General features: G+C 45.3%; 22 protein-coding genes and 1 pseudogene. 2 read left to right on the top strand and 21 right to left on the bottom strand.

The genetic code is table 11. The annotated features are described in order from the left end of the window. Positions 1–6: 6 nt before the first annotated feature. The 7 genes from ICN40_RS01040 to soxY all read right to left on the bottom strand — a co-directional run bounded on the left by ICN40_RS01040 (position 7) and on the right by soxY (position 5653). The gene (locus ICN40_RS01040; protein WP_216241426.1) at positions 7–1128 is read right to left on the bottom strand and encodes a YeeE/YedE family protein; all 1122 of its coding nucleotides are present in this window, start codon (positions 1126–1128) and stop codon (positions 7–9) included. A 30-nt stretch (positions 1129–1158) separates the two neighbouring features. After that, positions 1159–1563 carry a DsrE family protein gene (locus ICN40_RS01035; protein WP_216242010.1) on the bottom strand — a complete coding sequence of 135 codons (405 nt, stop codon included), beginning with the start codon at positions 1561–1563 and terminating at the stop codon, positions 1159–1161. A 69-nt stretch (positions 1564–1632) separates the two neighbouring features. Further along, positions 1633–3372 carry a thiosulfohydrolase SoxB gene (gene soxB / locus ICN40_RS01030; RefSeq protein WP_216241424.1) on the bottom strand — a complete coding sequence of 580 codons (1740 nt, stop codon included), beginning with the start codon at positions 3370–3372 and terminating at the stop codon, positions 1633–1635. A gap of 9 nt (positions 3373–3381) precedes the next feature. Next, entirely contained in the window at positions 3382–4005 is a 624-nt protein-coding gene (soxX, locus tag ICN40_RS01025) for a sulfur oxidation c-type cytochrome SoxX (RefSeq protein ID WP_255561071.1), read from the bottom strand. Between the two features lie 5 nt (positions 4006–4010). Continuing rightward, a complete protein-coding gene (gene soxA, locus ICN40_RS01020; protein WP_216241423.1) occupies positions 4011–4823 on the bottom strand; it encodes a sulfur oxidation c-type cytochrome SoxA in 813 nt (270 codons plus the stop codon). 7 nt (positions 4824–4830) lie between these two features. After that, complete coding sequence (gene soxZ / locus ICN40_RS01015) at positions 4831–5139, bottom strand: thiosulfate oxidation carrier complex protein SoxZ (RefSeq protein ID WP_216241421.1); 309 nt, start codon at positions 5137–5139, stop codon at positions 4831–4833. A 61-nt stretch (positions 5140–5200) separates the two neighbouring features. Then, positions 5201–5653 carry a thiosulfate oxidation carrier protein SoxY gene (soxY, locus tag ICN40_RS01010; protein WP_216241419.1) on the bottom strand — a complete coding sequence of 151 codons (453 nt, stop codon included), beginning with the start codon at positions 5651–5653 and terminating at the stop codon, positions 5201–5203. A gap of 167 nt (positions 5654–5820) precedes the next feature. Here soxY and modB point away from each other — a divergent pair, with 167 nt between their 5' ends. Further along, a complete protein-coding gene (modB, locus tag ICN40_RS01005; protein WP_216241417.1) occupies positions 5821–6477 on the top strand; it encodes a molybdate ABC transporter permease subunit in 657 nt (218 codons plus the stop codon). Next, positions 6477–7589 carry an ABC transporter ATP-binding protein gene (locus ICN40_RS01000; RefSeq protein ID WP_216241415.1) on the top strand — a complete coding sequence of 371 codons (1113 nt, stop codon included), beginning with the start codon at positions 6477–6479 and terminating at the stop codon, positions 7587–7589. The genes modB and ICN40_RS01000 overlap by 1 nt, the downstream gene beginning before the upstream one ends. Positions 7590–7655: 66 nt before the next feature. On the opposite strand, the gene ICN40_RS00995 is transcribed toward ICN40_RS01000, so the two are convergent. The 14 genes and pseudogenes from ICN40_RS00995 to folC form a co-directional block, all read right to left on the bottom strand. Next, positions 7656–7874, bottom strand: a complete 219-nt coding sequence (locus ICN40_RS00995; RefSeq protein WP_216241412.1) for a DUF2892 domain-containing protein — start codon at positions 7872–7874, stop codon at positions 7656–7658. Between the two features lie 17 nt (positions 7875–7891). Continuing rightward, positions 7892–8210 (bottom strand): annotated as a pseudogene (locus ICN40_RS00990) (metalloregulator ArsR/SmtB family transcription factor). 10 nt (positions 8211–8220) lie between these two features. Continuing rightward, the gene (locus ICN40_RS00985) at positions 8221–9198 is read right to left on the bottom strand and encodes a sulfurtransferase (RefSeq protein WP_216241410.1); all 978 of its coding nucleotides are present in this window, start codon (positions 9196–9198) and stop codon (positions 8221–8223) included. Positions 9199–9211: 13 nt separating this feature from the next. Beyond that, positions 9212–9835, bottom strand: coding sequence for a hypothetical protein (locus ICN40_RS00980; protein ID WP_216241407.1), 624 nt, complete (start codon positions 9833–9835; stop codon positions 9212–9214). A 9-nt stretch (positions 9836–9844) separates the two neighbouring features. Then, positions 9845–10078 (bottom strand): hypothetical protein, encoded by a 234-nt coding sequence (locus ICN40_RS00975; protein ID WP_216241404.1) that lies wholly within the window; start codon positions 10076–10078, stop codon positions 9845–9847. 18 nt (positions 10079–10096) lie between these two features. Continuing rightward, positions 10097–10663, bottom strand: coding sequence for a YeeE/YedE thiosulfate transporter family protein (locus tag ICN40_RS00970; RefSeq protein WP_216241401.1), 567 nt, complete (start codon positions 10661–10663; stop codon positions 10097–10099). 1 nt (position 10664) lies between these two features. After that, complete coding sequence (locus ICN40_RS00965) at positions 10665–11192, bottom strand: YeeE/YedE thiosulfate transporter family protein (RefSeq protein ID WP_216241399.1); 528 nt, start codon at positions 11190–11192, stop codon at positions 10665–10667. Positions 11193–11420: 228 nt separating this feature from the next. Next, positions 11421–12137 carry a Crp/Fnr family transcriptional regulator gene (locus tag ICN40_RS00960; RefSeq protein ID WP_216241396.1) on the bottom strand — a complete coding sequence of 239 codons (717 nt, stop codon included), beginning with the start codon at positions 12135–12137 and terminating at the stop codon, positions 11421–11423. Positions 12138–12147: 10 nt separating this feature from the next. Then, positions 12148–12807: a bifunctional 2-polyprenyl-6-hydroxyphenol methylase/3-demethylubiquinol 3-O-methyltransferase UbiG gene (locus ICN40_RS00955; protein ID WP_255561070.1), complete on the bottom strand. Its 660-nt coding sequence runs from the start codon at positions 12805–12807 to the stop codon at positions 12148–12150. Continuing rightward, positions 12788–13996, bottom strand: coding sequence for an O-succinylhomoserine sulfhydrylase (locus ICN40_RS00950; RefSeq protein WP_216241393.1), 1209 nt, complete (start codon positions 13994–13996; stop codon positions 12788–12790). The genes ICN40_RS00955 and ICN40_RS00950 overlap by 20 nt, the downstream gene beginning before the upstream one ends. Positions 13997–14056: 60 nt before the next feature. Then, positions 14057–15595, bottom strand: a complete 1539-nt coding sequence (gene purF / locus ICN40_RS00945) for an amidophosphoribosyltransferase (protein WP_216122321.1) — start codon at positions 15593–15595, stop codon at positions 14057–14059. A gap of 4 nt (positions 15596–15599) precedes the next feature. After that, complete coding sequence (locus tag ICN40_RS00940) at positions 15600–16166, bottom strand: CvpA family protein (RefSeq protein WP_216241391.1); 567 nt, start codon at positions 16164–16166, stop codon at positions 15600–15602. After that, positions 16166–16963: an SPOR domain-containing protein gene (locus ICN40_RS00935; RefSeq protein ID WP_216241389.1), complete on the bottom strand. Its 798-nt coding sequence runs from the start codon at positions 16961–16963 to the stop codon at positions 16166–16168. The genes ICN40_RS00940 and ICN40_RS00935 overlap by 1 nt, the downstream gene beginning before the upstream one ends. A 3-nt stretch (positions 16964–16966) precedes the next feature. After that, positions 16967–18292, bottom strand: a complete 1326-nt coding sequence (folC, locus tag ICN40_RS00930; RefSeq protein WP_216241387.1) for a bifunctional tetrahydrofolate synthase/dihydrofolate synthase — start codon at positions 18290–18292, stop codon at positions 16967–16969.

The raw sequence follows: 18292 nt of genomic DNA, 5'->3' as shown, positions 1-18292 counted from the left end.
CTAAAATTAACTGCAAGGGTTAGAAGCAAGGCGTACCTGTAAGTAACGCAGACCTAAATAAGCCCCCAAGAAAAATCCGGGGATGGCCAAAAAAGATCCGAGCGCCAATGTTGAAATTCCGCTTAGCCCCTGCCCAATGGTGCAGCCCAAAGCAGTAATACCACCAAAACCCATCAAGGCACCACCCACCAAATGGTTAGCTGTATCTTCTGGGTTTAAAAACGTTTCCCAGCGAAAGGTTTTTGTGACCAATGCAACGCCAGCTGAACCACAAACCATACCCAATACTGCCACTATACCAATAGTAAGAACTTTAGAGGTATCGCTGTAGAACATCAGCCAGTCCAATGAATAAGCATAAGGAGCTACGAATGAAAGACTCTCCATCTTGCCTGAGTTGGTTGCTAGAAACACCTCTTCTAAGGTGTTGGGATCCTCCGCAACAAATGCCAAGTAGCCAGAGATCCACCATACAGCACAGATCGCCAATCCAACGCCAAAACCAGCAAGGAGATTTTTAGCGGTCCAAAATGATTTATCCAAAAGTGCAAACAGAACAAAAGCGCCGCCGATAATTGAACCAAGCATAAGATGAGAGCTTGAGCGGCTCTGTCCAAGCTGAGCGCTCAAGATACTTGGTAGATCTTGATTTGAATTTAGCGTGATAAAGAATGCGTCCAGCATATTGATGCGAATCACCGCCAACAATCCACGCAAGGTCATATAAGCGACAAGGGCCAGCACCAAAAATACCACTAACGATTTAAGATTGCCCCCGCCAATTCGAACCAGCGTCTTGCTCCCACAACCTGAGGCCAACACCATCCCCAATCCAAATAGAGTACTACCGATCAGAATAGAGAGATACATTAACTTGCTAGAGGTATAGATGGACTTTGAAACATCTATCAAGCCAAAAGATGACAGCAACATCACACCTAAAATAGCAACACCAATAGCTAAGGACCATTGACGCAATCTGGATAAATTCGACATGACAAATAGATCAGCAATTGCGCCCATAGTACAAAAGCTGGTTCGCTGCATAATTGCTCCAAGCAGCAAGGTCACAACAAAAGTCGCCCATAATGCTTGCTGACTAATAAGGGAAATATCAACAGTATTCATGCTTATATTTTACTTGTCTGTCAGTAAGAATTAGGGCTTTATATAGGCATAATGATCAACATACTGCAGATCAACAATCTTCACCACTCCAGAAGGAGTGAAGTCAGCATCCATCAGGAATTGATTTTTATTAAGATTACGGTTCTTGAGGGTAATTTCACAGACCTCAAATACCACTCCACGGGATTTAAGTGCCGACACTAATGGGCCATATTCAATATTATTCTTCTGATCTTTAGCGCCCTCCATCAGCAGATCCACTCCTGCCGCATGAGTCACCACAATAATTTTGGTCTGAGGTGCAGTATCTAGATGATTGCGGATATTACGTAATCCTTTTAAGCCTTGTGCCTGAGCATCATCAATGTGATAAACCACTTTAGTTTGGGCTAAGACAGGCTCACAAAAAATCATGCCAATAAATGCAAAAGTCATTGCGGCCAAAACCTGTTTTATCAACTTTGAGAAATAATTTGATCGATTCATTTTATTATGCGATTACTTTTAAGGTTGCTTGATAGCTTCAATGCCAGGATTATTAGCAAGACCCTTGATGATTGGCTGATTTAATTTTTTGGGCTTAATCAACTTCACCTCTTTTAAGTGCCGAGACATCAGATCCCAGATTGGCTCTGAATTTAATGCCTTTGCCTCCTCGCTCACTGGGGCCCAGCCTGCAACGCGATAGTTTTTATCGGCCGCTATAAGTGCTCCATTGAGCCTCATTTCAGAGATGCGCTTACCCATAGTGGCGTTGGGATCAATGGTGTATTGCAAGCCGCCAACCCGAACCATATCACCGCCCTGTTGATAATACGGATCAGGGTTAAATAAATTATCAGCAACATCTTCTAAGATGGTCTTGATATTTTCGCCGGTAATATTAGAAGTCGTGGTGTATGGATAAGTGATGGCTGTCTGATCCATTAGATGCTCTGTAGTAATTGCTTCACCAGGCAATAATGAGGTACCCCACCTGAAGCCGGGTGAGAACGCAATTTCTGCATTCTTTTGCGTCATCAGGCCATCCAGAATGAGTTGATCAAAGCTGCCGTTGAAATTACCGCGACGATACAAAAGATCCTCCGTCATCGCCAACTTTTCATTTAAGCGCGCTTCGAATGGTTGACGTATTTTCGTAATAAGCTGACTCATTTTGGCATCCGGCGTAATCAGGCTTGAGAACACAGGAAGGAGTTTGTAGCGAAAATCAACCACCTTCCCGCCCTTCACATCAAAATCAAGGACGCCCAAAAATTTGCCATTTGATCCTGCGTTGGTAACCAGAGTAATGCCGCCTGCATTTCTTACTTTTACTGGCACCGGAACACCGTCATGCGTATGGCCGCCAAGGATTGCATCCAAACCCCTGACTCTGGAGGCTAACTTGAGATCAACGTCCATACCATTATGGGATAGCAATACAACTGCCTTAACCCCTTTTTGACGAACTTGATCAATTGTTTTTTGAAGATTCTGCTCTTGTATTCCAAACGTCCAATTTGGCGTGAAATATCTTGGGTTTGCAACTGGAGTGTAAGGAAATGCTTGACCAATAATTCCTACTGGCACCCCATTCATCTCGCGTATCACGTATGGCGCAAAAACTTCATCGCCAAAATCTGTGGTGGTAATGTTTTGCGCAATCAATGAAATCTTGTTCTGGAAATCATTTTGCACAATCTCCATTACCCGCTTCTCACCCAGAGTCATTTCCCAGTGAGCGGTCATGACATCTACACCAAGCTCCAAGGCGGCATCCACCATATCCTGGCCCTGGGTCCATAGTGCAGTTCCAGATCCTTGCCAAGTATCTCCGCCATCCAAAAGCAAGGCGCCAGGCCTTGACGCTTTCAACTGTTTGATTAAAGTCGATAGATGCGCAAAACCACCCATTTGACCGTATTGATGGGCTGCAGTCGTGAAATCTAAATAGGTAAATGCGTGAGCATCACGCGTGGCGGATGCAATCTTATTGGCCTTTAAAAAATAATCGCCAACTAAGTGCGGTGTTTTTCCTGATTGCGGCCCTATCCCAATATTGACATTAGGCTCACGAAAATACACTGGCAGAAGTTGGGCATGGCAATCCGTGAAGTGTAATAAATGCACATTACCAAAGCGAGGCAAATCATAAAAAGATCGTGCTTGCGCTTGCGCCGAAGCCAATTCAGATTGCAGGCTCATACCGCCAACGGAGGCAATGGCTAGGGCCTGTATAAATTCCCGGCGATTAAGCGACATGCGGATAGATTATTGATTAACGGGAGACTGGGGGTCTAGTAGCAAAGCCATCACATCCTGCATTTGCTCTTGCGTCAATAACTTAAAATGGCCAAAGCGCGGCATATTGCTGCAAGCGCTATATGCCTTTGAGTTGTTGATCCGATTCCACGTATAAACCAATACTTCTTGAGAATATCCGCGGTTTTTACCGTAGTTCCAAAGGCTTGGACCTAAATTGCCATAAGAGATTTCTTTTTTATCAATCTCGTGACAGTTATAACAACCACCGCCATTTACAGTATCGGGTTTATCAGTCCAAGTTGCCCCGCGGCCACTTTGAGCAATTGCCTCGCCACTCTTCCAGTCACCAATATATTTACTATCGGTAGGTTGAACGATAGATGCCATATTCAGTTTTTGAATTTCAATCGCCTTGGCCACACCCTGCTTAGTATTCATCAGTTTTGGGTCAGAACAAAACTTTTGTGTTTCATCTTGCCTGATGCGATCCAAACCAGCAATACCCTCCGCTCTAAAGCCTTCAGACATCATTTTCTGAAACTTATCATCAAAATTAGATTGAGCATAGACAGTGAAAGACAGCGTAGTGAGAAACGCAGCCGATAACAGTAATTTTATTTTCATCATCATTGGCCTTAACGTTTCAAGCCTGGAGTTTGCATCGTGCCACCATTCGCATTAACTGCCATATACATGGACACTGCCGTTAATAGATCGGAGCCATATATTGGGAAAGGGAGCCTTTGCTGGCGATAGCAATCATTTAAGCGCAAGCCCATGGTCCAAAATTGCCCGCTGGAAACACGGTAGGCAGGCCAAGAGCCCCACCCTGCAGCTGCTCCCGCTTGGGTCGTTAGGTTAGGGAGATCTTGCAAACGAATTCTCTTGCCGTTAGACCCATGGCAAGTTGCGCAGGAAAAGTCCATTGGACCACCTTCGTAAAAAAAAGCACGCTTACCTAATTCGTAAGCTTCTTTTTCTTTTGGATGTTGCGTACTGACTTGGATTTTTTGATCTTTGGATGCAGTAACTACATATGCAACTAAAGCATCCATGTCTTTCTTCAAGCCTTTTTGAAATGGCGCGTCCACAATCTCTTGAGCTGAAATTCCTTGTAGGGTAGACATGCAAGTGATTAAACGAGATTCCAAATCCTGCACTTTATTGGTATCAGAAAAATATCTTGGCAACTGTGCTGCGGCACCTTTGATAACCCCAGGACCAAGCCCTAAATTACACTTTTCAAGCGTGGCATTTTTAGGCCCTGCCGGTTTCTTCCATAATTCAGCCCCAGCATCCTCATAGAGTTCGGAAGGATTGCCATCGGCAATCATCTGGCGATATTTAGCGATTTCATCTGCAGTTGATTGAGCAAAACCAGAAGGGGCAAACAATAACGCCCCACTTGCTAGAAGCAGCCCAAAGAAAGGGCTAAGATTTTTTCTCATAGTCTACTTAAGAAACTGTCGCTTCATCACTACGTTTATCGCCTTTAGTGTCAACCCAGCTCACAACTAACTTGTCGCCCTTGACTCCTTTGTACTTAAAGTTCAAAAATGGATCTTTGGAGATGGCGGAACCAAAGTCTGCAGAGAACACTTCCTTCCCTTGCGCCTTGACCGATACCGTTGAAATGAACCATGCAGGAATTAATTTTCCGGACGCATCTTTGCGTTGACCGGATTCCATATCATGCTTCATCAAAATTTTGACATCCACAATTCCACTTGATTCGGCTGCCCGAATGCGCATTGGATCACCCATCGTAGTTCCTTTATCTTTTTCTATCTATTTAAATGACTCTGTATTTATGAGAGGTAACTTGTTAGCCGCCGCATCCACCTAGAGTCACTTTGATTTCTTTAACAGCCATCATCCAATTTCCGTCGGCCTTTACCAATGCGTATACATTTGAAGTCTGGGCCATTTTGATGCGAGTAGTGACTAGCGGCTCTGTGCCGGCTGGAATAAAAAATTGAGCAGCCAATGGGCTTGGATTTTTCTCAACCAAGATCGCTAACTGAGCTCCCTTTAAGTTGGTAGTAATGCCGACAGGAACTACTGCGCCGTTTTCCGCAATATCAGGCGCATTAATAACAACTGCACCCGACTTATCTGGAGCGTTGGTTCCCAAAGCCTTAAATACCTCTTCCAGACTCTTACCCTCAAACGCTGCTTTATTCCACTCTTCCGCTTGTGCGGAGGTGATTAGGCCTGCAGAGGCCATAAGGCCAAATACCGTCGAATATTTCAATAAGTCGCGACGCTGCTGATTCATATCCATCCTTTTGAAAACCCTCATTCTGGGTCATTAAAAATTGTCACAAACCCCTACTTTAAAGGGGATTGCTCAATCTGTCGCAAACTAGAATCGCCAATAGTTCGATTTACTCCAAGATGGGTGAAAATGGAGGGTAATTACTCACCTTAAGGCGACCTAAACAGATGTTTGATTTAGAGGCTCTACTCCTCTCGCTGAAGCTAGCCATTTGGACGCTGGTCCTAATCCTCCCTTTTGGAGTCTGGGTAGCCCATTCTGTCCAAAGTATGGGCAAAAGCAGATCATGGATCGAGGCATCTCTTGCCCTGCCTTTAGTGCTTCCTCCTACGGTATTGGGTTATTACCTCCTCGTAGGTCTGGGCGGAAAAAGCATCCTTGGTATCCCATTGGTGTTTTCCTTCACGGGAATCCTGATTGCATCCTTGATTGTGAATTTGCCATTTGCCATTCAGCCAATACAGCGTGCGTTTGAAGCGATTAATCCCGAGATTCGGGAGGCAGCTCAGGTGAGCGGACTATCCAAATGGCAGATCTTTCGTTTGGTTGAATTACCTCTTGCCTGGCGCGGTATTAGTAGTGCAGCTGTGCTGACTTTTGCGCATACCCTAGGAGAGTTTGGTGTCATCCTCATGGTTGGTGGCGCAATCCCAGGAGAAACAAAAACCGTATCGATTGCGATATATGACAAAGTGCAAAGCTTTGATACCTCTGGTGCCGGTATGCTGTCATTAATATTACTTTGCACTTCTCTTGTAGCGATAGCACTGTCCTACGGTCTCTTTGGTCGTAGCCCATCGCATGCTAATCGGTGGGGTCGCTAATGCTCAAAGTAAGACTCTTCCAAGTTAGTCCAAACCCCTTGCAACTCAATATTGAATGTATTCCAGGAGAATTGCATGCCCTAGTGGGCCCCTCTGGCAGTGGCAAGACAACCGCTCTGCGCACAATTGCTGGCCTAAATAATGCCGATAGCGGGAAAATTGAGTGCGATGGCAAGCTATGGTTTGAAGCTAACGAACTAACAGGCGTAATGCAGAACCTGCCGCCAGCACAACGATCTTGCGGATTCTTATTTCAGCAATATGCCCTCTTCCCACATCTTTCCGCTATTGAGAATGTCCTCATCCCCCTGCAGAATTCCTCAAAAAAGGTAGCGGAGCGAAGAGTGATTGCCCAAGATTGGCTGAGCCGCATGGGAATTGCTGAACTAGCCCACCGCTTTCCAAACCAGCTCTCTGGTGGTCAGCAGCAACGCGTGGCACTTGCTCGCGCACTAGCTCGACAGCCTAAGATCTTATTGCTTGATGAACCGTTCTCAGCAGTCGATGCGCCAACCCGTCAGAGTCTATATAAAACTCTTGCAGATTTACGCAAGGACTTAAGTATTCCCATTTTGCTAGTTACCCATGATTTACGAGAGGCGGATCTACTTGCAGATCGCATTACTGTGATTGACAATGGCATTAGCCTTCAAACTGCTGCGCCTCAAGTGCTGTTCCAAAGGCCCAGGAACTCACGTGTAGCCGAGTTGGTTGGCATTAATAATATGTTTCATGGAATATTTAATGCGGGCAACCTCTCCTGGGAAGGTTGTGAAAAAACTTTCGCCGTAGCCGATAAAGGCAAGATCCCGCCAAATGCACAAGTAGCATGGGTTATTCCGCAAGATGGATTAAGCATCCACAGCACAGCAACCGCTAAAAGTATTCCCGCTACGGTGGCGGCAATGAGCAGCTTAGGTCAAATTGCAGTGGTTCAGCTACAAATTCAGAATAGTACACACAAGATTGAGTGGGTTGCCTCGTCCTCTGAAGTGAAAAGACTCAGCATGGAAGTAGGCAGTAAATTACATATTGAATTAGATGGCAATCAAATTCACATCATGCCATTACGTCCCATTAATGACCCGAGGCGATTTGTTGATAACCACTAGAGATTTTCAGGAAGCGTGTTGTAATATCCGCGCACCCTTCCTGAATATAGCGTTATAGCTTCAGACTTATTTGCAACAACCGCCACCGCCACATGAAGAATCAGTACCGCAAGTATTAATTCCTAAAAGTGGGTAAGCTGGGCAAAATCTAAATAGTCCTGTTACAAGCGGTACAGCACCAATCCAACCCCATACACCAACAGTTCCCGTTACAGCCAGTCCAATTAATAGCAGACCAACCACCATTCGTAACATACGATCAACACTACCGACATTGCATTTCATATTAAGACCCCTTTTGGTTATTTACTGCAGTAATTTTGATACAACACATCCATTACAGCTAAAGCTATATGACTCGAAAGAGAGTAATAAATTTGCTTGCCCTCCCTTCTAGTCTCCACCAGCCCTTTATTGCGCAATACCGTTAATTGCTGCGAAAGAGTTGGCTGGTGAATATCGAGACACTCCTCAAGTTCACTCACACATTTTTCTACTCTGGCCAATCTGACATAGCAACATCATGCGATCTCGATTGGAGAGAACCTTCATTAAACGGCAAGCATCATCTGCTGATGCTTGCATCTTTTTAAGGTTGATGTTGATATAGAGCGTATTCATGTTGAAATAATTAATTTAATGGCACACCGACCAAAGGACGGCCCTCAAGAGTCCAAAGATATAGGGAGCCGTCATATAACTTAGTTGATTTATTGCCAACTAATTCAGACATGACAAACCAGCCACCAGCCGCCAAATGGCCAGTATTGCAATACGCAATCGTTGGTCCTTTGATGCTTAAACCATTAGCCGCCATTAATGCGTCATAAGTATTTTTCTGCCAGAAATACAATGCGCCATTGCTTGGCTTTGCCAGCAATTCGGGCGCCAATTCTTTTGAACCAGCAATATGGCCAAAAGTCACAACATCTGGACGTTTTGTAAGGCCCAAATATTGAGCAGGCTGACGGGCATCTAATAACTGCGGCTTACCCGCTTTAGAAGCAGCAGCCACATCACCCGAACTTGCAATCAAGTCCTTGCGATAGGCCTTTGATACCCAGTTGCCAGCAGTTTTTTGCGAACCAGCCGTAGTAAATTCACGTCCTTCGCCTAACCAACCGGCAATACCGCCATCCAATAAAGCAACCTGGTCTTCGCCATATACCTTAAACGACCAATAGGTTCTTAGGGCCTCGTCAATATCAGACATGTCTTGTCCAATAGGCACGAGCACAATTGGCTTATCAGAGTTGATACCCAAAGATTGGACCAACTTCTCAAAGTCCGCTTTTTCTGGAATTAGAAACTTAATTTTTTTACCATCTACGAGACGTTCTACTCGCACTTTTTTGAAGTCTAGGAGAGTAGAGTTCTCAATATGCCCGCCAACTTCTACCAAGAATCTTTTACCTGTTTTTTTATCAGTGTCAAATTCTGGGTTAGTGAAGTAGCTTGCCAAATCGGTTCTAACCTCGATTATCTGCACCTCGGACAGATTATTTGCCAACCAGTCGGCACTGACTACCGAACCAGGCAAAGTGATTGCTTGAGCCAGACTTACTAAGCCAGTTAGAACGAAGGCTAAAAGCCATTGGATCTTTTCCATCTTTACCCCTCTATTAATTTACTTCTAACAAATTGTCTGAAAGATGACCTATCAAATCAATTTTGCATTCCGTTAATACATGATGAGCTCTTGAATTCAAGGCTAGTTCTCGATTGCCCTGCTCTGCCGCTAGCCGCGTAATCTTTTGATCTCGCTCCAAAATCAATCCTTCAATCTCGACAGCAAATAGCTTAATCAATGCGCCAATCCACTTACTTACCGGAGCCATGCGACCCTTCACAACCATTTGAAATTCTCCAAGGGACTTGATGGCAAGCCTTGATTCAACTATTTCCTCGCCAGTGACCCACTGATTAGTAGTAAATAGACGCACGGGCAAACCCCGTTGATTCAAGGCGATAGCAATTAGATGATGAAACGTATTGCTTTCTCGTTTAATTACATGAAAGTGCCCATGCTCCTCAAGAGGCATTTGATCAGCGGAATGGGCGTGGTAATAAAACTCATAACCACTGCACTCGTCCACAAGATCGCTATTTGGATAGTGCTGCCATTCAATAAAATCTCTTGCGCCGCCTAAAGCAGCCTCATTCAGAGTCCGGCCAGTTTCGGCATAACGCATCTGAATGTTCGCCAGCTCTTGAGCGGCTAGCCAAAGATTAGATTGAGTAAGCATTTATGAAAATTACTCTGTAACTTTACGCTTTTTAGGGCCGCAGGGATTTGCAGGTCCACATGGGTTTGCTGCCCTCTTCTTAGCTGGGCCACAAGGATTGGCAACTTCTTTTTTAGGGCCGCAGGGATTCTTTTGCTCTGCACTTGCTGGATTCGAAGGGGCGTCTGCCGAATGGGCGAGGGCAGCTGATGCTAGACCAGCTAGGGCCATTGCCAATGCAGCTGCTGTAGATTTCTTAGACATATATTTCCTTTTGAAAAATTAAACTTGTGAACTCACGGGGCCTTTGGATTTCTTTTCCATCCAGGAACCCAAAATAAATACAACGATTGCAGCAACGATCATGCCAATATCAATAGATAAGCCCGAGATATTGAAAGCATTAGGCAATGCATCTGCTTTTGCATACTCACCTAAGGTCGTTACGAATTCGATAGTTGGGTAAATTCCAGCAAATAGCACCGTACCGAGTAATAAACCAAGTAGAAATATCGCCGCATCAATGCGTCCAGACATCAACCCCACCACAGAGGTTCCCGGACAATAACCGCCAATAGCAAAACCAGCTCCAACCAAAGCGCCGCCCAAGGCAGCAGCCCCCAGAAATGCCGGTGGCACGAATAAACTGCCAGCATCAACAAACCCAAACTGCTCCAAAATCAATAGACCCACAGCTGCAAAAACAATGGCAGTGAACATCACCTTAAACACAGACCAATCGGTTAAACGAAATTGACCAGTTAATTTATTTGGATTACCAAAACCTGCACGCTCCAATACAAAACCAAATCCAGCGCCTAATAGGAGCCCCGAAAGAATTTCACTCATCTCATTTCTCCTCTTTCAAGAAGAGGCTTGTCAATAAACCTACTGCAAAGAATGCACCCAGGAATGTAAATCCAGCCAAACTCAGCACTGCGGCACCAGATAAGCCTAGGCCACTAGTACATCCAGCTGCAACCCTTGCGCCAAAGCCTGCAAGCACGCCACCAAAAAGAGCCGTCCATGGACGCTTAGATCCGCCTAGAAACTTTGCGCCATCTATCTTGAATTGAATTCTGTGGGCAAAAAATGCAGATGCAAGTGCCCCAAGAGCTACGCCCATGACTTGCCAAGTAATCCATGCATTTAATGGCTTACCTTCTTCAATCATTCCACCCAAGTATTCATTTGCATTTGTTGCAACAGGTGCGACATACATTCCAACCCATGCAGTTAAGCGTGTAGTAAAGCCAGTAGCTCCCAGCCCATGACCTGTAACTACAAAAGTGGCCAACAATATCATTCCGAGAAGGATTCCCGCTAACAGTGGATTCATATATTGAGCCGGCTTAGTCTGCTCTACTTTATTAAGCATATTTACTCATTTCATTTAACTAATTAATAATATATTTATTTATATAATATTTTATTAAAATACAAAGTCAAGATATAAAAATAAAATAGAGACAAATATTTGATCTACATCATGTAATTCAGGATGGTCGACAAAAAAAGGGAGCTTATGAACTGACCCTTTAAAGTTGGACAACCAATCCAACTTTAAAGGGTCAGTTCATAAGGCGGTCTTTTTTTGACTTAAAGTTTAAGGACCTGCTTGCGAAAATCTTTCAAGATTTTTCATGCTCGGAATCTGAATGCTTAGCCTAGTAATATTAGAAATTAATCCCTGTTCGGCCATTGACGCAAGTGCCCTGCTAATAGTCTCAAACTTCACATCCATCATTAAGCCCATGTCCTCTCTTTTAAAGAGTGGTGCAACTGCCACATCGCCAGAAACTTTAGCAATTCGCAAGAAAAATCTAGCCAAACGAATTTCAATTCTTCCGGTATTAATTTCAGAAAACCAAGATTCTGATTGAGCCAGTGCCTCACCCCATTTCTTCACAATCTGCCTATGCAAGCGTGGTGACTCTTCTCCCAAACTGGAAATAATGGCTTTTGGTATGCGGCATAAATGGATATTTGATAAAGCAGTGGCTGAATGAGCATAAATCTTGCCCAACAAAGCCTCCATCCCGAATAAATCACCCGGCATTACTAATCGGACTATTCTAGTTGAGCCATCGGAATTGATATGCAATAGCTTTATATAACCTTCACGCAAGGTAAATAAATATTCAGCAGAATCTCCCTGTGTATAAATCCCTGCATTTGCTTCGAAACGTAAATCATCAATTGGCGAATGAATCTTGGAAAAATCTTCCTCATTCAACTCCGCAAAAAGCGCTGAACTACGTATCGAGCATGCATTGCAATCGCTATTACCTTGCCATGCACTTTTAATTTCTATGGTCTTCATAGGGAACTGCTTACCTTTTGGCAACCAAGCCTAATATTGCAGACATACCGGTATGTCGTGGGCCCTCAGAAAGTTCTTTCTCGTAACTTACAAGCTCAAGTATTTCAAAGTCTTTTGCGAGATCCCGAATCATTTCTTCTGTATAGAGATGCTCTATTAATGATGGGCCGCCAGTTTTGTAATCTAGTTGCTTAGGGGTATAGCCCTGAAGGATGAAGAGGCCACCGGGCTTTGTTGCCTTGTAAGCATGCTCAAAGATTCTAGTGCGCATTGCTGGATCGGCAAACTGAATGAAGATACCAATCACTGCGTCATAAGTATTTTCTTGCCACGCATAGCTATCGGTATCAGAGAAAGAATACTCAACTTGCACTTGATTATCTTTGGCAAACTGTTTCGCTTTAGCTAGCGCAATATCGGATGCATCAAATCCAATAACCTGCATGCCTTGCTTAGCAAGCCAAACGCCATTGCGACCCTCGCCGTCAGCAATACAAAGAACCTTATCTTTGGGCTTTAGATATTGCTTTGTTTTCTCAACAAGGTACTCGTTAGGCTCTTTGCCAAATATGAACTCTTCTTTATCGAAGCGCTCATTCCAAAATTGCGTGGCATCGGAGAAGCCCATGGGTTTATCTTGATGCACTTGATTATTTTTTGAGTCCGCCAACGAGGTCACCCTTCAGATCATTAATATTTTCAAGGCCAACTGCAATACGCACCAAGCCATCCGAAATACCAGCGGCTTTACGAGCCTCAGGCGTCACACGGCAATGCGTTGTTGTAGCTGGGTGAGTAATAGTTGTGCGGGTATCACCCAAGTTTGCAGTAATCGAGCAAAGCTTCGTTTGGTTGATAAGCTTGAACGCTGCCTTCTTGCCACCCTTCAATGTGAAAGAAACAATCGCCCCACCCTCTTTTTGCTGGCGCATTGCCAACGCATGTTGAGGATGCGATTTGAGGCCGGGATGGTAAACGCGCTCTACTCCAGATTGCTTCTCAAGCCATTGAGCCAAGGCGAGTGCATTCTGACTCTGCTGCTTCATGCGAAGCTCTAAAGTCTCCAGACCTTTGAGGAAGACCCAGGCATTGAATGCGGATAGCGTTGGGCCTGCAGTTCGCACATAAGGGAAGACTTTACCCATGATGAAATCTTTGCTGCCTACAATTGCTCCACCCACTACTCGGCCTTGTCCATCTAAGTACTTAGTGGCCGAATGAATCACAACATCAGCACCAAGCGCCAATGGTTTTTGCAAAGCAGGCGTGCAGAAGCAGTTATCCACCGCGAATAAGGCGCCCGCCTTTTTCGCTACTTTTGAGATTGCTTTAATGTCTGCAATCTCAGTTAAAGGATTGGAAGGAGTCTCCAGGTAGAACAGCTTAGTATTTGGCTGAACGGCAGCCTGCCATGATTTGGTATCAGCCAAATCAGCATAAGTGGTTGTAATACCAAAGCGACCCAAGATATTAGTGAACAACTGAATCGTTGCACCAAATACCGAGCGTGAGCAAACCACGTGATCACCTGCTTGTAAATGCGCCATTGCCATTGTCAGAATGGCAGACATTCCGGAAGCGGTGGCGATACATGCGTCGCCACCCTCTAAAGCAGCCAAGCGATCCTGGAACATGCTTACAGTTGGATTAGTAAAACGAGAATAGATAAAGCCTTGGTCAGCATGCGCAAAACCATCAGCTGCTAACTCTGCACTATCAAAACAGAAGCTGGATGTCAGAAACATCGCCTCTGAATGCTCTTGGTATTCAGCAGTGCGACGAGTACCAGCGCGAACCGCCAAGGTCTCGAGTGCTAGCTTAGAAAAATCAGGTTTTTTACGTATAGTTTTGCTCTTCATGCCGCTATTTTGACACCGAATTACGATTTTGCCTCGAGTGAGGCAAAATCCTGTCGCTTTTTAGTCTTCGGTGGCCAAATGCAGGTGGAGCTGTGAACGGGCGAAGTCGCTCGAATCCTTCTGACGATCAGCCTTCGCATCAGAGGTATTTCTAGCGGCCTCCAAAGCATCAAGATAGGACTCGGTAATGTCACCCGTAATATAGAAGCCATCAAAGCAAGATGCTTCAAAGTTCTTGATATCTGGATTGACGTCCCTCACTGCCTGCTTCATATCTTCAATGCTTTGATAGATCAACTGATCTGCACCAATCATCTTATTGATTTCTTCATCGGTACGACCATAGGCAACCAATTCGCTGCGAGTTGGCATATCAATACCGTAAACGTTCGGGAAACGCACTGGGGGTGCTGCAGATGCAAAGATCACTTTCTTCGCACCAGATTCGCGAGCCATTTGCACAATCTCAAATGAGGTTGTACCACGAACAATGGAGTCATCCACAATCAATACTGTCTTGTCTTTAAATTCAATACGCATTGCATTGAGTTTTTGACGAACAGACTTCTTACGAACAGCTTGGCCAGGCATAATAAATGTACGGCCGATGTAACGGTTCTTAAAGAAGCCTTCACGGTAATCCACGCCCAATTTCTTTGCTACCTGCATAGCTGCTGGACGGCTGGAATCCGGAATCGGCATCACCACATCGATTTCATCAACATTGGTCTCTTTGCGGATCTTCTCAGCCAAGTAATCGCCCATACGCATACGCACGTTGTAGACAGTCACACCATCAATGGTTGAGTCTGGACGGGCCATATAGACGTACTCAAAAATACAAGGCGTTAACACTGCATTCGGTACACATTGACGTGAATAGAAATTACCATCTAAGTCGATATAAATTGCCTCACCTGGATGAACGTCGCGAACAAAAGTAAAACCTAAGCCTTCGAGCGCTACAGACTCAGATGCGATCATCCACTCAGGACCCTGAGGAGTATCGATTCGGCCGATACACAAAGGACGGATACCGTACTGATCGCGGAAGGCCAATAAGCCATAACCGGCTATTAAAGAAACTACTGCATACGAACCTTTAACGCGATTAGTTACACCAGTCACGGCGTTAAACATCGCGCCCTCATCTAGGGCTGCACTATTGGTTTCTTTTTGCAGTTCATCAGCCAATACGTTAAGTAATACCTCAGTATCAGAGCTGGTATTAATGTGACGACGGTCACGATAGGCCATCTCCACACGCAGACTTGGTGCGTTAGTCAGGTTGCCGTTATGCGCCAAGATAATGCCGTAAGGAGCGCTTACATAAAAGGGTTGCGCTTCTTCTTCACTACTTGCAGAACCTGCAGTTGGGTAACGCACTTGGCCAATGCCAGCATTACCAACCAAGCTACGCATATTGCGAGTTCTAAACACATCTCGTACCAAACCATTGGCTTTATGCATCGTAAATGAATTACCGTTCATCGTTGCAATACCTGCCGCATCCTGTCCGCGATGCTGCAAAAGCAGCAGCGCATCATAGAGAAGTTGATTTACTGGTGAGTGGGAAACAGTTCCGACGACGCCGCACATATCTCTAGATTCCTATTGTTAATTTAGGAGTAATGGTAGGGGTAACTTTAGGCATTACATCACCTAATTGCTTAGCCCAGTCGGCAGGAAGCCAACCTTTAATTAAACCGGTTGCCATATCAATTACTGGTCTGGTAATAGCATTCTTCCAAGCCATACTTTGCGGGATGGGTGTGAGTGCCGCTAGAGTAGCCAACACGACTATGACCAAGCCACCACGAATCACGCCAAATATCAAACCCAAGAAGCGGTCTGTGAGACTAAGACCCACCGACAAAATAATCTTCTGTACTACTCCACCAAACAAACCACAGATGATGAGGGTTAATACAAACAATATGATGAAACTCAAACCAAGACTCAGTAATTCATCTAGATGAAATGTCGAGAGCCACTCGGTTGAGAGGTAGTTACTGTAGTGATAAGCAACCCAAGCTGCGGCGAACCAAGAAGCTAAAGCAAGGACCTCTTTAAATAAACCACGAGAGATACCAACTAAGGCAGAAACCAAGAGTACAACTAGGGTGAAGTAATCCACCGATGTTAGCTTGAGGGTGGATAAATATTCCATTACTGCTTGCCGGATTCGACGAGTCTTGGTGTAAGACCCATCGCCTTAATTTTCTTTTCCGCTACTTCTGCGACATCTTTATCAGTAAAGGGTCCTGCTCGTACAAGGAAAATCTTGCCACCATCAGCACCCACCTTACTCAAGGTATAACTCGGAATGTTTTGATTTTTGAGTCTTGCGGACAAGGCCTTTACATTAGCCTCGGATGCAAAAGCACCAATCTGAATAACGTACTTACCTGAACCGGAAGTGCTTGACTTGGGTGCGTCAGCTGTTTTAGGTTTTGTGTCGGCCTTAGGACTTGCCGCAGCCACAACCTCTTCTCCAGCAGCCAAACCTAATGCGCCCGATTTATTTACTGCAGGCGCTGCTGGTTTAGCGTCTGCCTTAGTTTCTACTTTTGCTTCTGGCGCAGGTACAGCAGCGACCTTAGAAGCTTCTTTAGCGGGCTCAACAGGAACTTCAGCCTTAGGTTTTTCTTCAGCCTTAGGCTCTGTACCAGGAATAGGTAAGCTGGTAACAATGCTTACTGCGATATCGTTAGATGATGTCTTTGGTTTGTTATCCAAAATACGAGGCAAGCCAATAACAGCAATTAATACGAGGACAGCAGCACCAATCAGGCGATGGCGTGCTCTTTGTTGTTCTGGATCTTCTGTGAGGGCAAGTTCTTCAGCTTCTGCTGCGCGCTGAAAACTGCGTGGGGCTGCTCGTTTGGCGGTGCGACTACCCCTTGAACCTATTTCAAGGTCATCAGACTGGGTTTTTCGCTTAAAAAAGCTTGGTAAACGAATCATGGATCAGTGGGCCTGGTTGTTTCGGTAAGTCATTACGCCTGCAACGGTATAGAAGGATCCGAAGGTCACAATTCTATCACCCTCACCCGCCAAAGATAGCGCTTTTTGATACGCTAAAGCAGGTTCTGGGAAGCATTCAATACCCCCGTCTGACCCATTTTTTGGCTTTACTCCCATAGATTCAAGCTTCTCGGCTAGGACCTTAGCGCTGGCAGCTCTGGGGGTTGGTAAATCGGTACAAAACCAGAAATCTACAATATTTAAGAGAGGTTTAATCACCCCCTCAATATCCTTGTCAGCCATAGCCCCAAAAATGGCATAGGTGTAGGGGTGGTAACCCATCTTATCAAGCCCCTGAGCCAAGGTAGCAGCAGCATGGGGATTATGAGCAACATCCAACACCACAGTAGGCTGACCCGGGAGAACCTGGAATCGGCCTGGTAGCTCAACCAATGCAAAACCATTGCGAATATCCTGGGCGCTCACTGGTAAGCGCTGATGCAAGGCCATCAAGGCAGCTATTACTGCCGAGGCATTCAGAATCTGATTAGCACCCCGCAGCGCTGGGTACCCAAGCCCACTAAAGCGCTTCTTGCGTCCAGCCCAACCCCATTGCTGTTTATCGCCTTGGAAGTTGTAGTCACGCCCCTGCAACCAGAGATCGCAGCCCAACTTTTCAGCATGATCAATCAGCGATTGTGGCGGCACAGGATCACCGCACACCGCAATATGCCCTGGACGGAAAATACCCGCCTTTTCTAGGCCAATGGCTTCGCGTGTGCCACCCAAAAAATCCGCATGATCGATATCGATACTAGTAACTATTGCGCAATCAGCATCAACGACATTGACGGCGTCTAAGCGACCACCCATTCCCACCTCCAAGACAACCGCATCCAAATTGGATTTAGCAAAAAGATGCATGATGGCTAAAGTAGTGAACTCAAAATACGTTAAGGTCGGCGCATCGACTAGACTCACCCGAGCTTCTTCGACAGCGGCAAAATGTTCAAGCAAGAGATTGTCTTTGACATCTTCACCATTGATGCGAGCACGCTCATTGAATTTGAGTAAATGTGGGGAGGTATGGCAACCGACTCTATAGCCAGAAGCCAACAGAATGCTCTCGAGAAACGCACAGGTCGAGCCTTTGCCATTTGTACCGGCAACCGTAATCACTGGGCAATCAAAATGGAGATCTAATACAGCCTTCACGCGATTGATGCGCTCAAGCCCCATGTCTATGCCAACGGGGTGAGCAGTTTCGAGATGGCTAAGCCAAGCCTCTAGGCTAGGAAATAATATGGGGGCTTGGTGTGCTGAGCTCAA

This window comes from Polynucleobacter sp. Fuers-14 (genome assembly GCF_018882045.1).
In the GTDB taxonomy this organism is placed as follows: domain Bacteria; phylum Pseudomonadota; class Gammaproteobacteria; order Burkholderiales; family Burkholderiaceae; genus Polynucleobacter.
This window is presented reverse-complemented; position numbering and strand designations above follow the sequence as displayed.